This is a genomic window from Bacteroides sp. A1C1 (genome assembly GCF_004328515.1).
Lineage (GTDB): Bacteria > Bacteroidota > Bacteroidia > Bacteroidales > Bacteroidaceae > Bacteroides > Bacteroides uniformis.
In genome coordinates this window covers 1,454,224-1,481,113 of record NZ_CP036491.1, presented here as the reverse complement: position 1 = coordinate 1,481,113, position 26,890 = coordinate 1,454,224, and the positions used below count along the sequence as shown (strand labels likewise).

Sequence of the window (26,890 nt, the reverse complement as noted above, 5' to 3'; positions counted from 1 at the left end):
ACTCACAAGGTGTTATTTTGCAATATTTTTCACCTGTATCCTTGACATATGGATTCTTTATTGGCTTTGACGAAATTTTAAAGGAGAGCTTATGCAGCATCTCCTTTATCTTTCCAATCAGTCAGTACATTCTCAAATCCAGCACTTGGCATTGGATTTGACTACCACTTTGGTAAATTTCTGAAGTTCGGTTATCAATGCCTGCACTTCATTCCTTGTCGGTTCGGGAAGGGTAATGTCCTGTCGTGAGTTCCTGCCGATATTGACTTGTACAGGAGAACACATGCTGACAAGTTCAACCATTTCGGGCAAGTCGAATTTTATCAGAGGTTCACAGGTCACATAGGTTCTCATTCCAAGGCTCGCCAGTTTTTGCATGGCTTTGGCACGTTTCCGGGTACCTGGAGCATTCCTTACGATGTCCGGATAAAAGACATTGGTTTCTATGGTCGTGCACAAAACCGATTTCTGTATTACCGGATGACCCATGAACTCCAAAAAACGTGAAGGGTCCTTGGACTGGAAAAGATAGTTGTTATTAAACAGGTTACAATAATCCAGGAACCGGGTAATCCAGTCCGAAGGTATATCGAAAGCCCAGGCATCCGTTCCGCTACCAACGAAAATAAAATTGCCGTTACCCAGGTTTACTTCCAGTTCCTTGGGGTCAAACCGTATAGGAAGCAGACCATCGAATTTTTTCATGTAACAATAGGGGCAGTCATGAAAACATATCCCTTTTATTGCATTCCACGTGTGGGTAACAAAAGGATACATGTTACCCCGGCTTTTTGTCAGTGCCATAATTGTTTTTTAAAGGGTTGATTAAATCAGTGTATTGTAAACATCAATGTTCCGAAGTTCTTCCCTTCGGTCTTATAGGCATTTCCCACATGGCTTCTGATTTCCTTTTCATCCATTGTGTCATCTTCCCAGCCATCAATGAAATACTCAGTAGCCAATTCCTCGTCAACACCCCATTTGCACATCCAGCAGGCTAACCTGAAGATGCAGTTTCCCCTGTTGCCTTTTTTCCAATATTCAGGATTGTTCCTTTTCCAGTGGGAGTTCATGATGCTGATGATGCTTTTGTCCGACACTGTTCTTGTCCCGGATGATTGTGGCATCTGTACCTGTGGCTTTATGGTGGGGACATAAGGGTACGGTTCAGGATTTGGATTGACCCATATGTCCGGATCGTAGCTCAGATAATTTCTGCGTGCCAGGTCTTTACAGCCTGCATCATTCCTGTCAGCCACATAGAACATGTTTAGTAGCTGCTCATATAAATCCCCATGTCTGGCCGGATCTGTATTGTCATGCAAAACCAGAGCCTTCAGTCCATTTCCACTGGGTGTAACAAAAACACTCAGGACACATTCGGTTATCATCAGCTTGTTCCGTAACCGGATCATTTCATCCGGTGTTGCTATATGGTCAAAATCCAATGCCGTCACACGCGAGTATTCAATCAGTCCCGCACCGTTAAGTTCCCTGAATGTACCGTTATAGGCAACAGCGGGCAGGAGTCTGGCTTTCCATTTCTGCATGTCACCCGGGGCTACACTCCTGATATGCTCTATTGCCTGCTTCAATGTATAGCCATCAAACTCATTGTCATGTAATTGCATGTCTCCCGTACGAATCATCTGTATAATATCACCCAGCCCCGGATAAGTCAGGTTGTACTTTGTCCAATTAATCTTTTCTGTCAATGTTACTTTCATATTCCTTACCATAGACTTTATTGCTTTTTTATCCATCTGAGATTATCAGCCGCATTGTTGGACATGTCGCCGTCAATATGCTCCACTTCCGTATAGGCCTTCGGATCAGGATTGACCAGGAATGTCTCAGCAACGAGGAGATCGACATATGCCTTCTCCCCGCCGATGATGATGTACTGTCTGCCGTTTGCCTCCCCGAATACCGGTACATTGCCTCCGTTTGCGGATGATGGCATTGCCAGACCGGTACGGGAACCTCCTTTTTCAAGGCTTTTTCTGACATCCGACCATAACCTGTATTTCCTGATGTCCCTCATGCCCCGTGAATACAGACCTTCATACAGGTCACAGAGGAAATCCACACTGTCATATATCCCCAGTTCATAGGCCTTCTCGAACCATCCTGTCGCTTCCTTGTACATTACGGGAGTCCCAAACAGCCCTTTGAGGCGTATATGCCCCATTGTGAAAGCCGACAGTCCGTCACCTGAATCCGCAGCCTGCCCGAGTAACCCGATACCTTTCCCTATATCCTGCGGACATCCCTGCCCTTCCAGGTATATATGGCCCAGATTGGCTTTTGCTGTGGGTTCCTTTTCCGCGATGCTTTCTAGAAGAGTGATTGCCTTGCCGGTATCACGCTTTACAGCCATCCCTTTCAGGTAATATATGGCGACGGCGTTGATTCCATATACGAATCCCTGCGTAGCCGACCGTTCATACCATAGGAAAGCCTCGTCGATATTTTCCTTGTCCTCATAATACAGACCGGTTAAATACTGGGCCTCGGCATCACCTGCCCGGGCCTTTTCCAAAATTCTTTTTGTTTCTTTTTTCATGTTTCTTTCATTTTTGAAATTGAACATTTTTTTTAAATCACACATGTAAGGATTTCGGGGTTTTGTCAGACGGCAGTTTTTTATGTGTGTAAGTTGAAGCGGGGAGAATATGCGGATGATGGTCCAATGAATTTGTCCGGCAGCCATTTCGGTGTGTCAAGACTTCCCGGCAAAGTTATCAGATGAGAGTAGTTGATACTGAAAGTGTAAGTATGGCTCAGAGATTAAAAAAGGAGTTCGAGTTGTAGGAGATAAAGGATAAGGGAAAGGCTGTGTATGGCTTCCCTTTTACTCTTTTGTTGGATAAGAAGGAATAACCCGAAGAGAAAGGAAGCACTGGAATTGATTGAAGTGGCTATGGTAGGTGTAAATGAAAGATTGAAGAAGAGAGGCTACTTCGTACCCTGCCAGAGTGGAGAGAGAAGAATTTATTTTGTTTTTCTTCTTCTCACTTTTGTAGACTGCAAAGCCGGTCTACTCTTCTATATCCTCATTTAGTCATTATTTCACCCGTATTTTTTTACTTCTCTCTATATATTTAGTATGTACATCAAAAAAGTCCGGGTAACAATTTTTTCTTATTAGCCATCTTCCATAAATCAAAAAATAAAAAGAAGAGCTTCCCATCCTATTACAGACAGAAAGCCCTCCAACACAACAACTAAAATCTTGTTAATCAAAAGTACTGTGTCTAAAGAATCTCACAATTCCATGGCAAAAATAACGATAATGCACATGATTTTCAAAAATAAACTGATAATATATATCACTTCCGCCGGTTTTATTCCCCCACAACTTGAATATCCATCATTTGGAGAACTGGAGATATACTTAGTGGGGAAAATGTACGGCGGCGGTGGATATGTCTGGATTTCGTATTATCTTTGTGCCATCAAAATGCTCTCTCTTTATACAATAGACTACTGTTGATATGCTCTGTCTGGTGATGGATGGGGCATATCGTTTTTTTGTACCGCGGCATCATCGTTACTATTGATTTTATCCATTCTCTGAAAAGTGCTCTCATCTACCTCGTACTAATGCACTAAGCGGCTATTGTTATTTATCTTTAAAAGTCCAATCATATAAACCCCATTGTTGGTATAGATTTGTGTATGTCTGATACCATCAACGGTTTTATAATTGTAAATTCCGATAGCGGGTTACTTTTTACTTACTTCTATTGTAAGTGTATCTCCCTGCTTGAAATCGTTATACCTTTTTCGGAATTTTATAGGTGCCCCTTCTTCCATACAATTTATTATTTCATCCAAATTCTCTCCTTTAAATGTTGCTCTATATGTATATTGTTTTATATCAAGGTCTTTCATGACAAATCGGACCTTATAGACTTGTTCTAGTCGATCAAGAATAGTTTCTAAAGAATCATCTCTAAATGCGATGATCCCATCTTTCCAGGCTGTATATTTAAATGTATCGGTGGAAGTTATTTCCATACGTTTGGTGTTTCGCTGGTAGGTTAATTGTTGACCAGGAAGTAGGTGTTTTGTTTCTTTGCCTTGTGAAACAGATACTTTCCCAGATATTAATGTGATTTTTTGCTCCATGCTATGTGTAAAACTAGCAACGTTAAAGGCCGTACCAGTGGCTGTAATTTCCAATTCATCAGCTTGAATGATGAAAGGGTTATTTTTATCAGCGTGTACTTCAAAGTATGCCTCGCCACTCATGCATACCCTTCGTGTGTTATTTATAAATTGCGAAGGGTATTCCAATGTACTACCAGCATCTAACCAAACCTTCGAGCTGTCCGGCAAAATAATTTCCGAAATAGATCCGTAAGGTGTACTCGCTTTATAATAGGTCAGCGACTCTTCTTTCTTATTCATCATTAGGGTGAACAAGGTTATCAGAATAGGAAAAAAGAGAATAGCAGCTATTCGTTGAAAATAGAGTACTATTTGTTTGGGTGTGGGAACATTCGTTTTTCCTGGTTCGATTCCTGCTTTGACTTTTGTTTTGAGTAATGCCGACTGTATGTCAATGTTCATTTGACTAGTGGAAGGATCTGTCATTTCCCAAATATTTCTCATTTTTTGAAAAAAAATTCTATTTTCTTCCGAAAGACTAATCCATTCTTTTAGTTCAGTTATTTCCTCTAGCGATGCCTTTGTTTCTAAATATCTCAGAATAAGTTCAGCTATTCTATATTGATTCTCTTCTCTCATATTTTAATCTCGTTTCAAATTATCAATATTTCGGTAAATTTTTACCGAAATATTAAAAGTTAAATAATAGAACCGGCAAGAGTCGGTTCGAAAACATTAAAGAGGTCATTGAAATGTTGTCAAAAACGAATGGTTAAGCATGAAGAAATGTGCTGAAAAAAAGTGAGCTAGCATGCTGATAACAAAGGTAAAAGTGCTGCATGATTTGTTGATTTTTTAGTAAATTAAAAGTTAACTATTCATCTGGTTATGGCTAAAGAAACACTCCTTATGCAATACCAATCCGAGTGCCTGTCGGCTCTCAAATCAGTCGTGAATATACACAAACCTTTTGAAAAAACGTTCATGGACACCATGAAATTATTCATGGCCATCCCGGATCGTATAAATTTCCTCCAATTGGGCAGGTATGGATGTTTTTCGGAACAGACATACCGTAACCTTTTGGGGAATGAAACTTTCGACCGGTTTGCGTTCAACGCCTCTATCATCAGCAAGCATCTCATAGGCAAAAGAAAAGCCATCACCATCGATCCTTCCTATATCCCCAAGTCCGGTCATAAGACACCTTGGATTGGTCTTCTGGTCAGGCTGTGCCGGGGATTATAAGCGAAGATTGGAAATCATGGGCATCGGTGTCATTGACATCGACAACGATGAATGCATGACTTTAGGTTCCATTCAGACGTCGGATTGTAAGACCTTGGATAATATGGGTAAGAACCTAGTTGACTGGTATAGCAACTATCTTATCAGTAGAAAAGACGAGCTACAGAGCATATTCAGAACGGTGGTTGCAGACGCATTCTTTTCCAAGGAAACGTTCATAACGCCTATGTGTGAGAGTGATTTCCATGTCATCAGCCGCTTCAGGAATGACGTAGTCCTGTACTATCCAACATTGGAAAAGAAAACAGGAAAACCTGGCCATCCCAAGTGGTTTGACGGCAGGATTGACTTTGCCAATCTAGATCTGACCCGGTGCAAGGAATACGAGGTGAACAAGGGAAAGCTGTACGGATTGAGTGTATATGCAAAAGCTCTCAAAAGGTATGTTTCCTTAGCCGTCTGATATCCGATGGACGGGAGGACAGACAAGTGGCAGCTTTATTTCTCTACAGACGATTCCATGGATGGACGCGAAGTCTTGGATTATTACAGAACCAGGTTCCAGTTGGAATTTTGCTTTAGAGATGGAAAGCAACATGCAGGAATCACCAACTGTCAGTTAACTGACTTCAGAAAGTTGAATTTTCACTTCAATGCATCGCTTGCAGCTGTCAACTTGGCCAAAGCGGCATGTAAGAGGCTCGGAATAGCCTATTCCATATCCTCTTGCAAGTCATTCATACACAATGCTTATATGCTTGAACGATTTATTTGCGTGTTTGGGATTAACCCAGACATGCAAGTTATTGACAAACTTTTCAAAGAACTCATTTTATTTACAGCCAGAGCCGCTTAAGCTTGGCGAATTCTTAACAAACTATTAATTATAAGACTGTTGTAAAAGAATATACCACCATTTTTTTATAAAAAAGAATATAAAATAAAGTTATAAAACCCTTTCATGTTCTTTCTTAAAACCTCTAACACCTTGCTGATTCGATTTTCTATTGTTCTCACTGATACATTTAATTCATTGGCAATTTCATGGTATTTCTTATTCTTAAATCGATGCATTTCAAATACTTCCCTCATTTCTTTAGGGAGTTTATTCAGTTCCTTTTGAAGTTGTTGATTTAATTCTGAGTATAAAATATAGTTTTCTACATCATAGTCAAATGGGTCATTGTGAGCAATTGCATAATCTTGATAGACCCTAATAACATTCTGATGTTTGAGTTCTTCTAAACTATTGTTTTTCACGGCAGTCATAAGATACGATTTTAAAGCACCTTTAATATCGAGATGTTCCCGATTTTCCCATAAGCGTGCAAAGATATCCTGTACCAAATCTTCACTATTTTCTTGGTCCTTTAGAAAAACGTTGCAAAAATAGACAAGGTCTTTATAATACTTATTAAATAGAAACTCAAAGGCTTTTATATTTCCTTGTTTAAGCTCTTTTATGTAAAAAGAATCTTCTGACGCACTTTTTGTCCTATTTGTTTGTTCATCTTCCATTGCGTGTTCTATAACTATTAGATTTATAATTGTTTGGTAAATATGTAAATAGATGACAAAAAATAAAGTTATAACTAACTAATTAATTAATAACTAAGTATTTAAGTTGGTAATATCCTTAAATTCAGTAAGTTAAAGAAAAGTCCCCGCTTTTCACATGAAAAAACTGAACCATAGAACATGGTCAAAATTAGCCAAATCCTTTTAATTATGCAAGATCCTTTTGGAAAAATCTATCAATTGGATATGTGTTAAGGTATGCTCTATATGGCTCATTCCTTGTGTTCAGTTTGACATAGCTTTAGCATACATAACCTTTATTATTTAATAGTATATCTGTCTTCTTCATATTTATAATTATAGAATGATCTGGTAGATTGGCAGTTCTTTTTTTGAAGTAAGGTATGTAAATAGTTTGATATCTATATATAAAAAAGTGTTAATATACTGTGGTGATCACGTTGTTAACCGTCTTAAAAATGTTATGCGTGGAATACTATGGCCGCCTAAATCTTTTAATGGAGGAATTGAGTTCATGAGTCTATAAATCATGAATAGGTGGAAATTTATAGTGTGTGGTTACTTAACACATTATGCGTATTATTCTTTGTATTACAGATAGCATTACTATAAATATATTAATTAACCTTTTAACTATTAGTCCATGAGCAGATACTTTAATGGTTACACTTGCGCTGTGCGCCCGCCAATCTTTGCGTATCCGTTTATTTCTTTAAATGAAAATCCGAGTACAATTTACTAGAATGTGTTTAACTGAATAATTTAAAACAATGAAGAAAATCGTTTATGTATTATTGTTATGCTTGTTATATCCTGCTGGTATTCTTCAGGCATGGAATGGCAAAGTACTAATTTCTACTCCCCGTTCATCTATTTTATTGAATACGTGGGGAGAGGGTCAGCAATTGCAATTTGCTTATTTTGGTGACAGAATTAATGAGAATCAAATAGATCAGGTCTTTGATTCGTGGAATGGATTGAGCCGTCCAGCTTATCCGGTATTTGGTACTTCATCTTATGAAAGTTCAGCATTACAGGTGGTTCATGCTGATGGTAACTTAACATTGGATTTGATTGTAGACAAAGTGGAAACTTTGGATGAAAAAAGCGCAAAGCTTACAGTGATTCATTTAAAAGACAGAGTTTACCCTTTTTATGTAACGTTGAATTTTCGGGCTTTCAACAATTTGGATATTATTGAAACATGGACTGAATATTCTCATAACGAAAAGAAAGCGGTAGTACTTAAGCGCTTTGATTCAGGTCATTTTATGATTCGTAGAGGCGACGTGTGGATCTCTTCTCTATCCGGACATTGGGGTACTGAGACTCGGATTACTACAGAACCGTTGACTTCTGGGATGAAAGTTATAAAAAATATGGATGGAGTACGTAACGGATTGGGTGAACACTCAGAGGTTATGTTTTCATTGGATGGTAAACCTCAGGAAAATAGTGGACGTGTTATTGGAGCTGTTCTGTGTTGGGGTGGACGTACGAAAATTAGGATAGATTCTGATGATACGTATGGTAGTCATGTGCATCATGTTTTTGCCGGTATGAATGAAGAGGCTTCTGAATACAAACTTGAACCACGTGAAGTATTTACTACTCCTAAACTTGCTCTTACTTATTCTTGTGAAGGATTAGGTGAAGCTAGTAGGAACCTCCACCGATGGGCTCGTATGGGTATGGTATATAGCTGTGATAAGCCGAGAGATATTCTGTTGAACAGCTGGGAAGGGGTTTACCTTAATATCAAGGAACAAGAAATGGATCAGATGATGAAGGATTTCGCAGCCATGGGTGGTGAACTATTTGTAATGGACGACGGATGGTTCGGGAATAAATATCGTCGTATACAAGATAATTCATCATTGGGTGACTGGGTAGTAGACACTCAAAAACTCCCTCATGGTATTAAAGGACTTACAGATACTGCTAAAAAATATGGGATTAAGTTTGGTATTTGGATCGAACCGGAATTTACTAATACAAAAAGTGAGTTGGTTGAAAAGCACCCTGATTGGGTACTGCGTTCTATGAATAGAGAATTAATGTGTGGCCGTGGTGGTACACAAGTAGTACTGGACTTGTGTAATCCTAAGGTTCAGGATTTTGTTTTCAGTGTAGTAGATGGGCTATTGAGTAAGAATCCGGAAATTGCTTATATCAAATGGGATGCTAATGGAGAAATAATGAACTATGGCTCAAGCTACCTGCCAAAGGATAAACAATCACATATTTATATTGATTATCACCGTGGCTTAATAAATGTATTGGAAAGGATTCGCGCTAAATACCCTGATGTAGTTATGCAAGCTTGTGGTAGTGGTGGCGGACGTGCCAGCTACGGAGTGATGCCTTATTTCAACGAGTTTTGGGTTAGTGATAATACAGATGCTTTGCAGCGCCTCTTCATCCAATGGGGAACATCTTACTTTTATCCATCTATAGCAATGGCTCAGCATGTAAGTGCATCGCCCAATCATCAGACAGGCCGTCTTGTTCCATTGAAATTTCGTTTTGATGTTGCGATGACTGGTCGCTTAGGTATGGAAATTCAACCTAAGAATATGAATGCAGATGAAAAAGAATTTTCCAAAAAGGCCATTGACACTTATAAAGGGATTCGTACGGTTATTCAGTATGGAGACCAATATCGTCTGATTTCTCCGTATGAAAAGAAAGCGGTTGCGTCAATGATGTATGTTACTGAGAATAAAGACCGTGCAGTGTTCTTTGCTTTTAAAATGGAACACTATGTTAACCCACGATTACATCATGTGCGTCTGGATGGTTTGGATAAAAACAAGAAGTATCAAATAAGAGAATTAAATTTGGCTGCAGATGATAAACCTTGTTATTTACACAATCGGATTTTTTCCGGTGATCTTTTGATGAATGCCGGTTTTGCTCTTGATTTAAATAAGGAGTATGATAGCTGGGTGTTGGAGCTGACTGAGGTTAAGTAAGTCATAATACATCTTTAACTGTATGGATGCAGTGAATATGGCTGCATCCATACTTCGATTAATAGAGCTCATATGTTAAATATAAAGTGCAAATTATTAGTTTTTTATGTATTGTTAGGTGGGCAATTCTTTTCGTCGTGTTCACTGAACAATACGAAAGCTGTTCAAGAAAGTGGCAATCCGTTATTTGAAGGATGGTATGCCGATCCTGAAGGGGTAGTGTTTGACAACCGTTACTGGATTTTTCCTACTTATTCAGCTCCATTTGAGCAGCAACTATTTTTAGATGCTTTTTCTTCACCCGATCTTGTGACTTGGAAAAAGCACTCCAAAATTCTTTCGGTAGAAAATGTATCCTGGTTGGAAAAAGCTCTATGGGCACCCGCAATTATTTATGCTAATGAAAAGTATTATCTGTACTTTTCTGCTAATGATGTCCACGAAGGTGAAATTGGTGGTATCGGCGTAGCTGTTGCTGATAGTCCAGAAGGGCCGTTTAAGGATGCTTTGGGTAAGCCATTAATCAATGAGATAATAAACGGGGCACAACCTATCGATCAGTTTGTATTCAAGGATGATGATGGCAGTTATTACATGTATTATGGAGGTTGGGGGCATTGCAATATGGTGAAATTAAGTGATGATTTGTTGCATCTTGTTCCCTTTGAAGATGGCTCGCTTTGTAAGGAAGTAACTCCAGACAATTATGTTGAAGGGCCTTTTATGTTAAAGCATCAAGGGAAGTATTATTTTATGTGGTCAGAAGGTGATTGGACTGGTCCTGACTATTGTGTAGCTTACGCCATGGCAGATTCGCCATTCGGGCCTTTTAAGCGAGTCGGAAAAATATTGGAACAAGATGAGGAGGTTGCTACTGGAGCTGGACACCATTCTGTGATAAAGGGGTTGAAAGATGATGAATGGTATATAGTGTATCATCGCCATCCCTTAAATGAAACAGATGGGAATGCCCGTGTTGTTTGCATTGAACGGATGTTTTTTGATGATGAAGGTTATATAAAACCTGTAAAAATGACGTTTAAGGGGGTTACGCGCAGCTCTTTAACTTCTTTGAGATAAGTGGTAGCTTTCTTTCAATAATAGACTTTGTTACAATTCAAAAATGCTAAATATGAAAATTAAAACACTGAAAACTATTACATTTTGCGCTTTTGTGTTTTGTGGTATATCCGCTTCAGCGCAAACTCCAGTCTATTTGGATAAAAATCAACCAATAAAACAGCGTGTGGAGGATGCTCTTTCTCGTATGACTTTACAGGAAAAAATAAATATTATTCATGCGCAATCTAAATTCAGTGCTCCTGGTGTGCCCAGATTGGGTATTCCGGAATTATGGTGTACTAATGGTCCAATGGGCATACGTCCTGAGGTCATGTGGGATGAATGGGATCAGGCAGGTTGGACCAATGATTCTTGCATGGCTTTTCCTGCACTTTCTTGTCTGGCGGCTACATGGAATCCCGACATGGCTTTATTTTATGAAAAGCATTGGAAAAGAGGCTCGTTTCCGCAACAAAAGTGTATTACTAGGTCCTAGGATAAATGTTTATAGAACTCCTCTTTGTGGACGTAATTTTGAGTATATGGGAGAAGATCCATACCTGATTAGTCGTATGGTGGTACCCTATGTTTAGGGCGTGCAAAGCAATGGGGTTTCTGCCTGCATGAAGCACTTTGCTTTAAATAATAATAAAATCAACCGTCACACTTCCAATCCGATAGTTGATGATCGTACGCTTTATGAAATATACCTTCCAGGTTTTAAGGCAGCTGCAGTAGAGGGTAAGGCTTGGTACTTTATGGGAGGCTATAATTTATTTCGAGGCGAACACGCTAGTTATAATCCAATACTGATGAATCAGATTTTGAAAGAAGAATGGTAGTGGGATGGTGCGGTCATATCAGATTGGGGAGCTGTTCATGATACACAAACTGCTATTATTGGAGGCTTGGATATGGAGTTCGGAAGCTGGACAGATGGGTTAACAGAGGGGGCTAGCAATGCCTATGATAACTATTGGTTGGCAAACCCATATTTGAAAGGTATAAAAGAAGGCATTTATACTGATAAAGAATCAAACGAAAAGGTCGTACTGCCATGAATAGTGATCGACCCTGGGGATCAATGGTCGCAGATGCACATAAAGATGCTTGCCGAAAAGTAGGAGCAGAAGGTATGGTACTTTTGCAAAACAATGAAAATTTACTTCCAATTGATTTATCAAAGGTAAGACGTATTACTGTTATTGGTGAAAATGCCATTAAAATGATGACTGTTGGAGGTGGCTCTTCCTCTTTGAAAGCCAAGTATGAAGTTACTCCTTTGGAAGGACTGAGAAAACGTATTGGTAAACAAGCTGAAATCATATATGCCCGTGGATACGTAGGTGATCCTACTGGGGGTAAAAACTGGGCAAAACTTGAAGGATGACCGTAGTCCAGAAGAAATCAGAGCAGAAGCTCTGCACGCAGCTGGTAATGCTGATATCGTTCTTTTTATAGGAGGACTAAATAAAAGTAACTATTAGGATTGTGAAGGTACGGACCGAACAACAATGGATTTGCCTTATAATCAAAATGGATTGATTATGGATTTACTGCAAGTTAATAAAAAACTGGTTGTAATCAACATCAGTGGAACAGGTGTAGCTATGCCTTGGAAGAATCAAGCTTGGTACCTGGGAAGTGAAACTGGCAATGTTTGGGCTTCTATACTCATGGGGGATGTTAGTCCTAGTGGTAAGCTTCCATATACTTATTATGCGGGTCTTGATCAGTGTGGTGCTCACAGGGTGGACGAATATCCAGGTCACAAAGGTGTCGATGCTTTAGGAAATGAGGTTTATGACATACCCTATAACGAAGGATTATTTGTTGGTTATCGCTTTATTGATAAAAACAAGTTAACACCCAATTTCCCTTTTGGTCATGGCTTAAGCTATACTACATTTGAGTATGGAAACCCCAAGGTAAGTAGCACGTCTATGGACAAGAGTGGGCAGTTATGTATTACTCTTCCAATTACAAATACAGGCAAACGTGTTGGGGCTGAAGTTATACAGCTATATATTAAAAGTCTGAAATTTTCTGTAATTTGGCTCATTAAAGAATTGAAGGGCTTTTGTAAAGTAGAACTTCAGCCAAATGAAACGAAAGAGGGTTTGTTTACTATTACAGCTGAAGAACTATCATACTTTGACGACAAACAGCATAAATGGGCTGCTGAGCCAGGAAAATATGAAGCTTTGATAGCTTCTTCATCTGCTGATATTCGTTCTAAAGTTTGTTTCGAACTGAAATAGTTTCATATTTGCCATATCATTAATATATAGTATTACAGATATTTACGATGATATTGGTAGGCTGACGAAAAAAACTAAAAATTTTTAGGTGTTTTTATGTGGGGTTTTCTTTCTAAACAGTCTTTAATATAAACGGGAAAGAATTGGCTAAAATTAGCAAAGCAATAAAGACAAAATATAATTATCAAATTTTTAAAACTATGAAAAATAAAAAGTATCCTTTTTTATTCTTTTTAATTGTGCTGTTATCTACTGGAATTGGTTGGGCACAGAACGAGAAAATAACGCTTCATTTGGATAATGTATCATTGGAGCATGTGTTAAGCAAGATCGAAGAGAAAACAGCGTATTCTTTTCAGTATAGTAAACAGGTGATTGATGTTCGTCAAAAGCGTACTATACATGTTGATAAACAAACAATACATAATGTATTGGAAACCTTGCTGAAAGGAACTTCTATTCAGTATCAAATCAAGAATAGACAGATTATACTGAGCGCAAAAAAAAACGGTAAAGACCAATACAAAAATGTTGAAAGGTATAATCAAAGACCGTAAAACGGGGGAACCTATAATTGGGGCAAGTATCGCGGTGGAAAAGGAATCAATTGGCGCAATCAGCGATATTAATGGTAATTTTGCAATAAATGTTTCAGCAGATAAGAAAATTGTTGTTTCTTATATTGGATATGAGTCGCAAGTGCTTGATGTGCTGGATAAATCGTTTTTAGAAATTTATCTGAGTGAAGATATAAAACTCATTGATGAAGTTGTAGTTGTGGGTTATGGCTCTGTGTCGAAGAAAAATCTTACGACCGCTATTGCGCAAGTGAAAACTGATAAAATTTCACAAGCTGGTACCAGCCATGTCAACCAATTGTTGATGGGACGAGCTGCTGGGTTACAGGCAACAGTGAATAGTATGCAGCCAGATGGAAAGGTGAATATATCAATTCGTGGAGGAGGAAATCCTATCTATGTAATTGATGGTATCGTTATGCCGAATAACGCCCTTAGTGGTAATTGTGGCCAAGTGGGTCTTCCGAATAATATCGATCGTAATGGTATTGCCAATTTAAATCCGGCAGATGTGGAGTCTGTAGAAATTCTTAAAGATGCCTCTGCGGCTATCTATGGTATTGGAGCTGATAATGGAGTTATATTGATTACTACTAAGAAAGGAAAAGAAGGAGCACCTAATATTGTGTATGATGGCAGCTATTCTTTTGTACGTAACTATCCATATCTAGATGTTCTGAATTCAAAAGAGTACATGGAGTTAGCTAATGTTTTCAATAAGGAAAACTATTTGTATAATAACAAGCAATATCCTTATGGAACAACTCCTTATGATGGAAAATGGAAACCCCAGTTTACTGAAGCGGATATGCAAAATGCAACCGATACGGACTGGAAGGACTTGGTATTACGTAATGGTTTCCTTACCAAACATAATCTGACGATTAGCGGAGGACACTCTAAATTTAAGTATTATCTAGGAGGAAGCTACCTGAAGCAGCAAGGTACTGTATCAAGATCTGGCATGACTAAATATTCAGTTCATGGTAATTTAGGTTTGGATTTGTTCCCTTTCTTGAACTTGACATCGGTTTTTAACGCTAATCAGAATACATATGATAATGGTATAATTGGTACTGATACAGGAAATCAGGGTGATGTTGCTCCTAGTGTTTTGACATCAGCTCTTCTGTATCCATCTTATTTGCCGGTGAAGCAGGATGATGGGAGTTATACAATTTTCCGTAATATTCCTAATCCCAAAGCAATGGAGGATATTGTGGACTATAGTAAAGAGAATGGATATAGTTTAAATTTCTCTATCAACGCGAAGTTGTATAAAGACATTCTAGTATTTAAAGGGGTATATGGCATGAATCAAGAAAATGTCAGAAGATCAACATTCATTCCATCCGATGTGTATTTTGCCAGAATGTATAAGTCAAGAGGAAATATTTACTCACAGCGTAGACAGACACAAACCCTAGAAGCGATGTTGTCATTTTCGAAATATATGTTTAATTTCGTACAAGTGGATGCCATGGCTGGTATGGGAAAATATTTGGAAAGCAATGAAGGATACGGTATCTCTTACGAAGATACACACGACATGATTAATGAGCATGATATTAGTTCAGCAAAAGGAAAGATATATCCAACTTCTCATACATTGAAAAATGAAAAAAGATCTCAGTTCTTTAAATTAAGCTTCGATGTCTTGGATAGATATGTCATTTCAGCGACCCTTCGTCGAGATGGAACCGATAAGTTTTTTCCAGGGAAAAAATATGCTTTGTTCCCTTCTGTTTCAGCAGCGTGGAAAATTTCAAATGAAAAATTTCTTAAGGATGTTTTTTGGATTAATTTGTTAAAACTGAGAGCTAGTTATGGTAAAACAGGACAGGATAATTTAGGTAGTTCACTTTATGGTGTTTATGAGCCTAGCGGATTTAAGGTAGGCTTCAATGATAATGGCCTTTTTTATGTACCTTGTGTCTCAATGGGAACTAATTATCCTGACGTAAGTTGGCAAAAAACTATCATGAAGAATATCGGTTTGGATTTCTACTTGTTCAAAAACCGAGTAAGTGGTAGTATTGATGTATTCCGCAATGATGTGACCAGCTTATTGGGTTATGCATCAACATCACCTCTTGCCATTTACCCAACTCGTCCTATAAATGGAGGCCATTTCTATCGTCAAGGATGGGAAATTATGCTTGATACTAAAAATATGGTCGGAGATTTTAATTGGAACACGCAACTGACTTTCTCGAAAACGAATTCGTTCTGGAAAGAAAGAATGCCGAACTATGATTATCGTAGCTATCAAAAAAGAAACAAGGAACCTATGAATGCCTACTATTACTATAAGATGACTGGTATTATTAACGCTGACCGCAGCAATATGCCGGAGTCACAAAAAACATTGCAGGCAGAAGCCCAATTTCCAGGTTGTCCAATTATTGATGATAAGAACAATGATGGAAAAATTGATGAAAATGATATCTACCTAAAAGATAATACACCAGATATTTATATTGGTTTTGGCAATACATTCACTTATAAGAATTGGGAGTTCAGTTTCTTCATGTACGGACAATTTGGAATCCTTAAGTCTAATATTGCGTATAGAGCTGCATTACCTGGTCCGTTAGCGGTAGACTATCCGGAAAATACTAACAAATATGCTTACCTGCTTTGGAACTCTCAAACCAATCCCAATGGTACTCGTCCTGGACTGGCCGTGGATCGCATGGGTGCATTGCCTGGAGGTGCTGGCGTTAATATAGACATGGAAAATGCCTCGTTTGTGAGAATGAGAAATATAACTTTATCCTATAATTTCAGGGATAAAATCTTGGGTAAACTCAAAAAATATGTGAAAGGCATTAAAGTTTATGCAGATGTTCAAAATCCGTTTGTCATCAGTAAATTTAAGGGCTTTGACCCCGAAATATATACAGGTGGGGGTGGAGCAAACAATGCATCCAGAGGCGAATATCCTCAAGCTCGCACATTCACACTTGGAACAAACATTGTATTCTAATTAATATTAATAACTGTGATTATGAAAAATATAAAATCCTTCATATTGTTTTTTATTACATCATTAGCCTTATCTGGCTGTGAAGATAATTTCGATCCTAAACTTTTCGGAACATTGAATCCGGAAAACTATCCTAAAACAGAAAGTGAATATGAAGATTACACGATGACGTGCTATATTCCTTTTACAACAACATGGCAGTATCAAATAGGAAACGATCCGGGTCAGCATAGTTTCTATATCCCTGAAGGGGGTATACTGAGAGTTTTTGAGGCTCCGTCTGATAATATGGCCGCATGGAACTTAGGCTGGGGTTCATGGATGAAACTTTCTCAAGCAGATTACAGGGATTGTGTCTACGCAGAACGTTCATGGGTGGGTGAGCATAATATCAACCATATTCCTAAGTTAGCCCAGATTACTCGCTTTACTGAGATTATCTCTACTTTAGAGCAGGCAGACGATCAAATTTTCAAAACAATCAGCAAGGAAAGACTGTTAGGTGAAGCTCATTTGTGTAGAGGCCTGATGCTTTATTATCTCATGCATATTTATGGACCATTGCCTGCAATTGTGGATAAGGATAATATAAATAATGAAGCAGCTTTGACTAACCTAGTCAGACCTTCGTTGGACGAAATGAGTACCTGGATTTATAATGATTTTCAGTTTGCTGCGGATAATCTGCCTAATGAAGTAAAGGAACGCGGTCGTTATACTTCAGATTATGCTAAATTTTGTATGATGAAACATTGCCTTAATGAAGGAGAACATATGACAGGCTATTATGATAAAGCCATGCAGATGTATCAAGAATTGAGTAAAGATAATCGATATAGTTTGTTTAAGAAGGGGGATAATCCTTATGTTGATATGTTTAAGGCTGCGAATGATTTTAATTGTGAAATCATTATGGCTTTAAGTTGTGATCCTTCTGCCAATGGGGACGTTAGTAGCGGTAATTTCTTTCCATTGTCTATGCTTGCTACGCCTAACGATGCTTCTAAAGTTGATGACAAGGGAAATCCTACACCTTTTAACTATCAAGGAGGTGGATGGATGCAGGCATACAATGTTTCACCAAAACTGTATGATAGTTATGAACCAAATGATAAACGTCGGGCTGTGATATTGGATGAGTATTGGGTCAATAATCAAGGCACGGTTACTGGGAAGGTGACCAAAGAAGATTTGGGTCAGCGATGGAGTGGATATATTATTTATAAGTACCCCATTGAAACTAATACGACTTTCCAGGGTAACGATTTTCCATTGGCTCGTTGGGCTGATGTATTGCTGATGATGGCGGAGGTAGATGTTAGGCGATCTAATGCTGCGCCTTCTTCTCAAGCTGTAGATGCTGTTAATCAAGTGAGAAGAAGAAGTGGTTTAAGTGATTTGTCAGCTCAGCAAACTGCCACCAAGGAGGCTTTCCTAGATGTCATATTAGATGAAAGAGCAAAAGAGTTTCTCTATGAAGGACATCGAAAAATAGATTTGATCCGCTTTAATAAATATGCACAAGCATGTTTCAAGGCTAAAGAAATGCTTCCTACTCATCAGTACATGCCACTTCCAAATTATTTGGTGGAACAAGCTAAATCGTACGGAAAGGATTTGAGTCAAACTTATAGTCGTCCTCACTGGGAAGATGATATTGCATTGGCTAATTAAAATTTAGATGCATGAAATTTAAGGACTTACTTATTAGCACTTTCTGTGTATGCCTTGTCAGCATTTACTTTTCGAATGTTCAGGGACAGTCTCATAATACGCAATTTCAGGGAGGGTACCTTTTTGCCCATATGCGACATGAAGACTATGGGCATATGTACTACTACATAAGTAGAGATGCACGCAAATGGACTAAACTGAATAATAATCAACGAGTAAATGCTGAATACAGAGGACATCCTGATATAATCAAAGGTCATGACAATAGGTATTATATGATCGGTGTTTCAGAGAAAAACCAGAAACCATTGCTTTGGACCTCAAGTGATCTTGTAGTCTGGAGTATTGAAAAGGAACTTCCAGTATCTCCTTTTATCCTTACTGATAATTATTATACTGAAAGAAATTGGTTCGGTGCACCTAAATTGTATTATGATGAGGATTCCAGACAGTATATTGTTACGTGGCATGCAGCTAAAAAAGGAGCCAAAGGAGATGATGAATGGAGAAGCATGCGTACATATTATGTGCTAACTGAAGATTTTAGCTCTTTTTCTTCTCCAAAACGTTTGTTTGATTTTTCAGACAAGGATGAATCTGAGATGGCCACTATTGATGTCATAATCCGCAAAATTGGTAAAAACTACTATGCGGTTATTAAGGACGAAAGGTGGCCGGAAGATGGTGTACCTACAGGGAAATCTATTCGATTGGCTAAGTCATCATGCTTGACCGGCTCTTATGCTTTGATAAATCCAAAGCACCCTGTCACTACTCCCAGTACTTATTTTGAAGCTCCTATTCTCATGCCAAAACCCGATGGTAAGGGATGGATGATTTTTTCAGAAAGATATCCATACGAGTATGTACGTTTTGATGCTGAGCATATAGAGGCAGAAAAATGGGTAGTTTGTGATTGTAAGATTCCCGACTCCCGGCATGGGGCTATGGTGCGGTTGAGTGAAAAGGAGTATAATCACGTTTTATCATCATTCTCACAAAAATAATAAAACATGTGTATGAAGAAATATTATCTGTTATTGTTAATAGGGCTACTTGCTACGGCAGTATATGGCAAGAAAAAAATGACTTTGTTTTCTCCTGAAAAGACTATAAAAGTGGAGTTTTGTTTATCAGATAAGATTTATTATGATATTTACTATAATGATGAAGTTTTATTAAAGGACAATTATCTTCGCTTATTATTAGATGATGAAATTTTGGGAGATAACCCAAAGTTGTTGCGGCAGAAGCGTAATAGCTTCTCAAAAGAGTTGAAGCCTGTAGTTCCTCTTAAATTCTCTTCTATTACGAGTTGTTATAATGCTCTTACTCTTGATTTCAAAGGTTATTCCGTTGAATTCTTCGCTTTTGATGATGGGGTAGCTTATCGTTTTATTACTCGTAAGACCAATAAGGTTGAGGTACTTGGAGAAGATTTTGCTATTTCCTTTCCAGAAGAGTATCTGCTCCATTTACAACAGCCTTCAGGTTTTAAAACACCTTATGAAGAAGAGTATACACATGTTACCTGTCAAGAATGGAGGGGTACGGACAAGATGTCCGTACTTCCCATCTTGATTGATACTCGCAAGCAATATAAAATATTGGTGGGCGAATCCGATCGTTTTGATTATCCTTGTATGTTTTTAAAGGGAAATGGTTATAATGGATTTAATGCCGTTTTCCCCAAAGCACCTTTGGAGTTTGCAGAAGATGGAAATCTGAGTATGAAAATTACTAAAGAGGCTGATTATATAGCAAAAACTGAAGGAAATCGGAATTACCCATGGCGTTATTTTGTTATTAGTAGCGACGATTCCCAGCTCATTGAAAACACCATGAATTACAAATTGGCTACTAAAAGTGTTCTTGAAGACAATTCATGGATTAAGCCAGGGTTGGCTAGTTGGGAATGGTGGCATGATGCAGCTCTTTATGGTCCGGATGTTAATTTTGTGTCGGGATGCAATTATGATACTTATAAATATTACATAGATTTTGCTTCATCCTTTCATGTTCCATATATTGTAATGGATGCCGGATGGGCTGAAACTGTGCTTAATCCTAACAAGCCCAATTCACAAATGCGCTTACCGGAATTGATTCAGTATGGAAAAGAAAAGAATGTAGGCATTATCTTATGGCTATCGTGGGTAGCTGTGGAACAAAATTTTGATTTGTTCAAGACTTACGAAGATTGGGGGATTAAAGGGGTTAAAATCGACTTTATGGATAGAAGTGACCAGTGGATGGTGAATTTCTATGAACGTGTAGCTAAAGAAGCTGCTAAGCATCATCTCCTAGTTGATTTTCATGGATCTTTTACTCCTGGAGGTTTAGAATATAAATATCCCAATGTCGTTTCCTATGAAGGAGTGAAAGGTCTGGAACATATGAGGGGATGTTATCCAGATAACACTGTATACCTTCCTTTTATGCGTAATGCGGTAGGCCCTATGGATTACACACCAGGACCCATGATAAGTATGCAACCTGAACTCTACAGTGCTTTACGTCCAAATTCGGCGGGTGTAGGAACACGGGCTTTTCAATTAGCTACATTCGTTCTTTTTGAGAGTGGATTGCAAATGTTGGCTGACAATCCGGTTAATTACAGAAAAAATGAGGATTGTACTCGTTTTATTTCACAGGTCCCTGTAACTTGGGATCAGACCAAGGCGCTTAAGGCTAAGGTTGGGGAGTATGTAATTGTAGCCAAGCGCAAGGGGAAGAAGTGGTTTATTGGAGGTATAACCAACAATGCAGTACAGGAAAGGAAATTTGAAATTCCTCTTGATTTTCTGGAAGAAGGGCGCTCTTATCGAATGAGTAGTTTTGAAGATGGCATTAATGCTAATCGGCAAGCTATGGATTATAGACACAAGCAGACTCCCGTTACAAAGACTTCGTCTATTACTATTACCATGAAGAGAAACGGTGGTTTTGCTGCTGTTATAGAATAAAAACAATAATTGTTAATCTGAATATGAAAACATATTGGCATTTTCTTCTAGCATTCCTTGTTGCTATATTAGGAGAAGCATGTTCCTCTCCTCGAATTGATGTGACTGATAATCAAATGGATAAGTGTGTCAGTGATTTGATGGATCGCATGACGTTGCGTGAAAAAATTGGTCAGTTGAATTTGCCTTCTGGGGGTGATATCACAACAGGAACTGTGAAAAATGGAGAACTGAGTGAAATGATTCGTAAGCAGGAGATAGGTGGCTTTTTTAATGTGAAAGGCATCGATAAAATTTACGAATTACAACGTTTGGCCGTGGAAGAAAGTAGGCTGAAAATTCCCTTGCTTGTTGGTGCAGATGTAGTTCATGGCTATGAAACAATTTTCCCTATTCCATTGGCTCTTTCGTGTAGTTGGGATACGTTAGCTGTCGAAAAAATGGCTCGCATATCTGCTATTGAAGCTAGTGCAGATGGTGTGAATTGGACATTCAGTCCGATGGTAGATATTTGTCGTGATGCACGTTGGGGGCGTATAGCAGAAGGAAGTGGAGAAGATCCTTATCTTGGTTCTTTAATGGCAAAGGCCTATGTACGGGGATATCAAGGAAACAATTTACAACGGAACGATGAAATTCTTTCCTGTGTAAAACATTTTGCTCTTTATGGAGCCTCAGAATCAGGACGTGATTACAATACGGTAGATATGAGCCGATTACGAATGTATAATGAATACCTTGCTCCTTATAAAGCAGCTGTAGATGCCGGGGTGGGTAGTGTTATGAGCTCATTCAATATTGTTGATGGAATTCCAGCCACTGCGAATAAATGGTTGATTTCTGACTTGCTCAGAAAAGAATGGGGATTCAAAGGGTTGTTGGTTACAGATTATAATTCCATTGCCGAAATGTCTTCGCACGGCATTGCTCCTCTGCAAGAAGCATCAGCACGTTCTCTACAGGCAGGAACGGATATGGATATGGTATCCTCTGGTTTTCTGAACACATTGAAAGAATCTCTTCAAAAGGGAGAAGTGACTGAAGAACAAATCAATATGGCTTGTCGTCGTGTATTGGAAGCTAAATATAAATTAGGGCTGTTTGACAATCCTTATAAATATAGTGATACCCTACGAGCATCGAAACAGCTTTATACTACTGAGCATCGTTCTATTGCTCGCAGCATTGCATCTGAAACATTTGTTCTGCTAAAAAATGAGAAGTCATTGCTTCCCCTTTCTACTAAAGGAAAAATAGCACTGATTGGTCCGATGGCTAATGCACGTAATAATATGTGTGGAACGTGGAGTATGATGTGTACTCCTTCTAAACATCGTACGTTACTCGAAGGAATTCGTGATGCGGTAGGTGATAAAGGAGAAGTCCTTTATGCTAAAGGAAGTAATGTTTTCTATGATGAAAATCTTGAAAAGGCAGCTGCGGGTATGCGTCCATTGGACCGTGGAAATAATCAGACTTTATTGAAAGAAGCATTGCAGATAGCTGCCCGAGCAGATGTTATTGTAGCTGCTTTGGGTGAATGTACTGAGATGAGTGGGGAGTCTGCTTCACGAACTATGCTGGAAATTCCAGATGCTCAGCGTGACTTGTTAAAAGCATTAGTCAAAACAGGAAAACCTGTTGTGTTGCTTCTCTTCACGGGGCGTCCTTTAGCGCTAGTTGAAGAATCAGCTATTGTTCCTTCCATTCTAAATGTTTGGTTTGCTGGTAGTGAAGCTGGAGATGCCATTGCTGACGTGTTGTTTGGAAAAGTGAGTCCCAGTGGAAAGCTTACGACTTCATTCCCACGTTCTGTAGGGCAACTTCCGTTGTATTACAATAGTCACAATACAGGTCGTCCTGATCCGGATAGATGTACGTTTAATCGTTATACAAGTAATTATTTAGAAGATAGCAATGACCCATTATACCCATTTGGTTATGGATTGAGTTATACCCATTTCCGATATGACGATATGGTATTAAGTTCTAATGTTTTAAAGAAAGGTGGAAAAATAATTGTTTCTGTTACTGTTAGAAACGAAGGAGGTTATGATGGTTATGAAGTCGTGCAATTGTATTTGCGTGATATCTATGCCGATGTTGTTCGTCCGGTAAAGGAACTGAGGAAATTCGAACGCATTTTCTTAAAGAAGGGGGAAAGCCGTGAAGTTAAGTTTGTAATTGCAGAGGAGGATTTAAAATTCTACAATTCGAAATTGCAATATGTTTATGAACCTGGAGATTTTGAAGTCATGGTAGGTACAAATAGTCGGGACGTACAGTCTAAAACATTTTTTGCAGAATAGCTTTTATCTGTCTTCTTTGTATCATATTCGCTTTTAGAACATTAGTATTAGATATAATATAGTTATGAAAAAAAATATACTGTTAGCTTTGATATGGATAGTGTGTGGATTTACTTTTGTTTATGCCCAAGATCTGTTTTGGAGTATAAAGACATCAGATTATCATAGCACCTATTATGGTACTGCCGTAGGAAATGGAGGAATTGGTATTTTACCTTGGAAAGAACCTTTCTCTGTCAAGCAGGTAGTACTGAATCATGTGTTTGATGCAGGTGTTCCACATGATGTTAGTAGGCTGATTTGTGGTATTAACCCGTTCTGTATAGATATGAAAGTGGATGGGGAAGTATTGGATGGAAAACTTTTATCCGATTGGGAACAATGTATCAATATGAAAGAAGCCATACACCAGACTCGATTTGTTTATGCCAATAAGTTGGAAGTATCTTATAGTATCTGCGCCTTGCGCAGTATGCCTTATGCAGGTTTGGTGAGAGTGAACGTAAAAGCTTTAGATCCTGTCGGCTTGTCGGTGGAAAATAGTGCTGATGTCCCCGATGATTTTTTGCAGCCTGTAGTGCACCGGAAGAGTATTAAGGATTTTGGACTCAATTTGAAACTTTTACGTACCTCCGCTTTGACTAGGCATAGAAAACTGCAGGTCTCTGCTACTTCGACTTTCATTTTTGAGCATGAAACGGAAGTTACAGAGACTGGTAATGGTCGAAACGTATTTACAAAGGATCTAAAGAAAGGAGAAACATTTTCTTTTGCTTTGTTAGGTGCTGTCTGTACGCATCGTGATTTTATAGATCCTTGCAATGAATCCGATCGAGAGGTTATTTATGGAGCTAAGGAAGGGGTTGATAGGCTGATGGATTTACATTTGAAACAATGGAATGAGTTATGGGAAGGGGATATTCAAATTGTAGGTGATGCCGAAGCGCAGCTTGCCGTGCGTTTTGCTCTTTTTCACTTATATTCAAGCGCTCGTTCAGGTAGTCGCTTGAGCATACCACCGTTCGGATTGACATCGCAAGGGTATAATGGACATATTTTTTGGGATACGGAGTTTTGGATGTTTCCTCCTATGCTTTTTCTCAATCAGGGAATAGCACGCTCAATGATGGATTATCGTACCGATCGGCTGAAACCAGCGTGTCAGCGGGCATTTAGCTATGGTTATGATGGTGCCATGTTCCCTTGGGAAAGTGACGATGCTGGTGAGGAATCATGTCCTACTTTTGCCTTGACAGGTCCTTTTGAACATCATATATCGGCAGATATTGCTATTGCTGCTTGGGATTATTATTGTATGAGCCGTGATATGCGTTGGTTGCGAGAAGAAGGATATCCTCTGATGGAAAAAGTGGCTGAATTCTTGTCAAGCCGTGTGGAGCAGAATGAAGACGGTTCTTACTCAATTTGCAATGTTGTTTGTGCCGATGAGTATGCTGAGGGGGTCAATGATAATGCATTTACCAATGCGGCTGCGATGTGCGCTCTGCAAGATGCTTCCAAAGCGGCAGTTCTTTGTGGTGTAACACCCCCTGTTTCTTGGAACATTATTGCAGAGAGACTGCGAATACCCAGATTCTCAGATGGAGTGACTAGAGAATATGATGGATATGATGGTCAGGTTATTAAACAGGCAGATGCGAACTTGTTGGCATATCCGTTAAAAGTCATAACTCAACCAGAGGAAATAAAGAGAGATTTACTCTACTATGAGCCCAAAATCGATAAAACAGGGCCTGCCATGTCTTATTCTGTATTGGCTCTGCAGTATGCTCGGTTGGGTGATGGTGAGAAGGCCTACGAATTGTTCGTGCGTAGTTTCCGGCCAAATCAGTTGCCGCCTTTCGGGGTAATCTCTGAAGGTGCAGGAGGAACAAATCCTTATTTTACTACTGGGGCAGGCGGATTGCTTCAGATGGTGATTAATGGTTTTTGTGGTTTGGACTTGACCGATGAAGGTATTAAACAGTTGCCTTCAGCACTGCCTAGGCATTGGAAGAAAATCGTTGTAAAGGGAGTGGGAGCAAATCGCAGAACATATGTCCGTGAACAATAAATACTCTTCATGAAAATATAGTTTTTGATTTAGTGCATGATTAGCTTAAAGAGTTTCAATAGGAAAGGCCTTTAAAGATGTTTGCATTTTCTATGTTTAGTTTTAAAGAATCGGTTTCTTTTAACCGAAGTATTGATTGTATGAAGCGAATTCTTTTTTCCCAATTATATACTTTAATATACTAATTTTTATTCTATCTATTTATATCTTATTTCAATAGGGGAAATCTTTTAGGCTTCCCTACTTTTTTTATGCCCGTTTTCAAGTGAATCAAAGAATTTTGTTAAAGAATTCTAAGTGGATAACACTTAAGATCGGATTTGGGTACTATTACAAAAAGTGAAATAGGAATCCGATTGTTTCCGGCAGTCGGGTTCTATTTTTTATATAGATATGATAATTATACTCAGATAAAAGCCAAGTGTTCCAAGTATCGTATTGGAAGCACTTGGTTAATGTTTAAATGAGCAATAATTACAGGATATATGTATATGATAATTATACCCAATTGTTTTATTTAAGTATCTATTTTTTAATAACTTATGTTCTGTGTGTTAGGTTTTTTTTATTATGTTTATATAATAAAAATAACATGTCAATTGGAAACAGAAATAATCAATATTGTAGAAATAATAAAGAAGAATAAACAAATGCGAGGAGTAAAGTCATTTATTGATTTGATGAAATCCTTTTATGATGAAAAATTATGCAGAGAATTTCTTGAAGATATTAAATGGCATGGAGAACCAATTTGCCCACACTGTAATTGTCAAACGAAAGAGCATTATAAGTTAAAGTCTAATGGAGAATTTAAAGGACTATATAAATGTAAACAATGTAAGAAAAGATTTACGGTTACTCTTGGTACAATGTTTGAAGGTAGTCATGTATCATTAAAGAAATGGTTCTATGCATTGTATATATTCTTAGCCCATAAGAAAGGAATAAGTAGCATACAATTATCTAAAGATATCTTTCTATAAGGAGAAGGTGGGTGAACCAATAAAGAAATAACCATAGTATTAACCATAGTTGCCTAGTCTGGAGAGATTGGTAGAGGTTGTGGTGAGTACAAGATTTTAGTGAAGTAATAGATATG

14 protein-coding genes and 3 pseudogenes are annotated in these 26,890 nt (G+C 38.4%); 12 read left to right on the top strand and 5 right to left on the bottom strand.

Translation table 11 applies throughout. The features are described 5' to 3' along the window. Positions 1-132 precede the first annotated feature (132 nt). From EYA81_RS06195 to EYA81_RS06180, 4 genes are all read right to left on the bottom strand, one after another. Positions 133-705: a hypothetical protein gene (locus EYA81_RS06195; protein WP_131226422.1), complete on the bottom strand. Its 573-nt coding sequence runs from the start codon at positions 703-705 to the stop codon at positions 133-135. Between the two features lie 125 nt (positions 706-830). Then, the gene (locus tag EYA81_RS06190) at positions 831-1,727 is read right to left on the bottom strand and encodes a BT4734/BF3469 family protein (RefSeq protein WP_227201743.1); all 897 of its coding nucleotides are present in this window, start codon (positions 1,725-1,727) and stop codon (positions 831-833) included. A 17-nt stretch (positions 1,728-1,744) separates the two neighbouring features. After that, positions 1,745-2,566 carry an SEL1-like repeat protein gene (locus tag EYA81_RS06185; protein ID WP_131225519.1) on the bottom strand — a complete coding sequence of 274 codons (822 nt, stop codon included), beginning with the start codon at positions 2,564-2,566 and terminating at the stop codon, positions 1,745-1,747. Positions 2,567-3,729: 1,163 nt separating this feature from the next. Further along, positions 3,730-4,755 (bottom strand): FecR family protein, encoded by a 1,026-nt coding sequence (locus EYA81_RS06180; RefSeq protein WP_131225518.1) that lies wholly within the window; start codon positions 4,753-4,755, stop codon positions 3,730-3,732. Positions 4,756-5,004: 249 nt separating this feature from the next. Between EYA81_RS06180 and EYA81_RS19905 the strand changes: the two are divergent. After that, positions 5,005-6,220, top strand: a pseudogene (locus tag EYA81_RS19905) (transposase). A gap of 65 nt (positions 6,221-6,285) precedes the next feature. Here the strand turns inward: EYA81_RS19905 and EYA81_RS06170 are convergent. Then, on the bottom strand, positions 6,286-6,882 hold the full coding sequence (locus tag EYA81_RS06170; RefSeq protein ID WP_117599459.1) for an RNA polymerase sigma-70 factor: 597 nt from the start codon (positions 6,880-6,882) through the stop codon (positions 6,286-6,288). A gap of 791 nt (positions 6,883-7,673) precedes the next feature. Between EYA81_RS06170 and EYA81_RS06165 the strand changes: the two genes are divergently transcribed. From EYA81_RS06165 to EYA81_RS06120, 11 genes and pseudogenes are all read left to right on the top strand, one after another. Then, on the top strand, positions 7,674-9,878 hold the full coding sequence (locus EYA81_RS06165; RefSeq protein ID WP_131225517.1) for an alpha-galactosidase: 2,205 nt from the start codon (positions 7,674-7,676) through the stop codon (positions 9,876-9,878). Between the two features lie 72 nt (positions 9,879-9,950). Beyond that, positions 9,951-10,958 carry a glycoside hydrolase family 43 protein gene (locus EYA81_RS06160; RefSeq protein ID WP_117599461.1) on the top strand — a complete coding sequence of 336 codons (1,008 nt, stop codon included), beginning with the start codon at positions 9,951-9,953 and terminating at the stop codon, positions 10,956-10,958. Positions 10,959-11,010: 52 nt separating this feature from the next. Then, a pseudogene (locus EYA81_RS06155) lies at positions 11,011-13,201 on the top strand (glycoside hydrolase family 3 C-terminal domain-containing protein). A gap of 200 nt (positions 13,202-13,401) precedes the next feature. Then, positions 13,402-13,758, top strand: a complete 357-nt coding sequence (locus EYA81_RS19505; RefSeq protein WP_242672413.1) for an STN domain-containing protein — start codon at positions 13,402-13,404, stop codon at positions 13,756-13,758. Continuing rightward, positions 13,730-16,768 (top strand): SusC/RagA family TonB-linked outer membrane protein, encoded by a 3,039-nt coding sequence (locus tag EYA81_RS06150; RefSeq protein ID WP_242672412.1) that lies wholly within the window; start codon positions 13,730-13,732, stop codon positions 16,766-16,768. Before EYA81_RS19505 ends, EYA81_RS06150 begins: the two co-directional genes overlap by 29 nt. A 21-nt stretch (positions 16,769-16,789) precedes the next feature. Next, entirely contained in the window at positions 16,790-18,442 is a 1,653-nt protein-coding gene (locus tag EYA81_RS06145) for a RagB/SusD family nutrient uptake outer membrane protein (RefSeq protein ID WP_117599463.1), read from the top strand. An 11-nt stretch (positions 18,443-18,453) separates the two neighbouring features. Beyond that, positions 18,454-19,449 carry a hypothetical protein gene (locus EYA81_RS06140; RefSeq protein ID WP_227201746.1) on the top strand — a complete coding sequence of 332 codons (996 nt, stop codon included), beginning with the start codon at positions 18,454-18,456 and terminating at the stop codon, positions 19,447-19,449. Positions 19,450-19,461: 12 nt separating this feature from the next. Then, positions 19,462-21,408, top strand: a complete 1,947-nt coding sequence (locus EYA81_RS06135) for a glycoside hydrolase family 97 protein (protein WP_131225516.1) — start codon at positions 19,462-19,464, stop codon at positions 21,406-21,408. A 23-nt stretch (positions 21,409-21,431) separates the two neighbouring features. After that, positions 21,432-23,717 carry a beta-glucosidase BglX gene (gene bglX, locus EYA81_RS06130; protein ID WP_131225515.1) on the top strand — a complete coding sequence of 762 codons (2,286 nt, stop codon included), beginning with the start codon at positions 21,432-21,434 and terminating at the stop codon, positions 23,715-23,717. 64 nt (positions 23,718-23,781) lie between these two features. Beyond that, a complete protein-coding gene (locus tag EYA81_RS06125; RefSeq protein WP_131225514.1) occupies positions 23,782-25,791 on the top strand; it encodes a glycoside hydrolase family 65 protein in 2,010 nt (669 codons plus the stop codon). A 599-nt stretch (positions 25,792-26,390) separates the two neighbouring features. Beyond that, positions 26,391-26,765, top strand: a pseudogene (locus EYA81_RS06120) (transposase); the annotation flags it as partial. Positions 26,766-26,890: the final 125 nt, after the last annotated feature.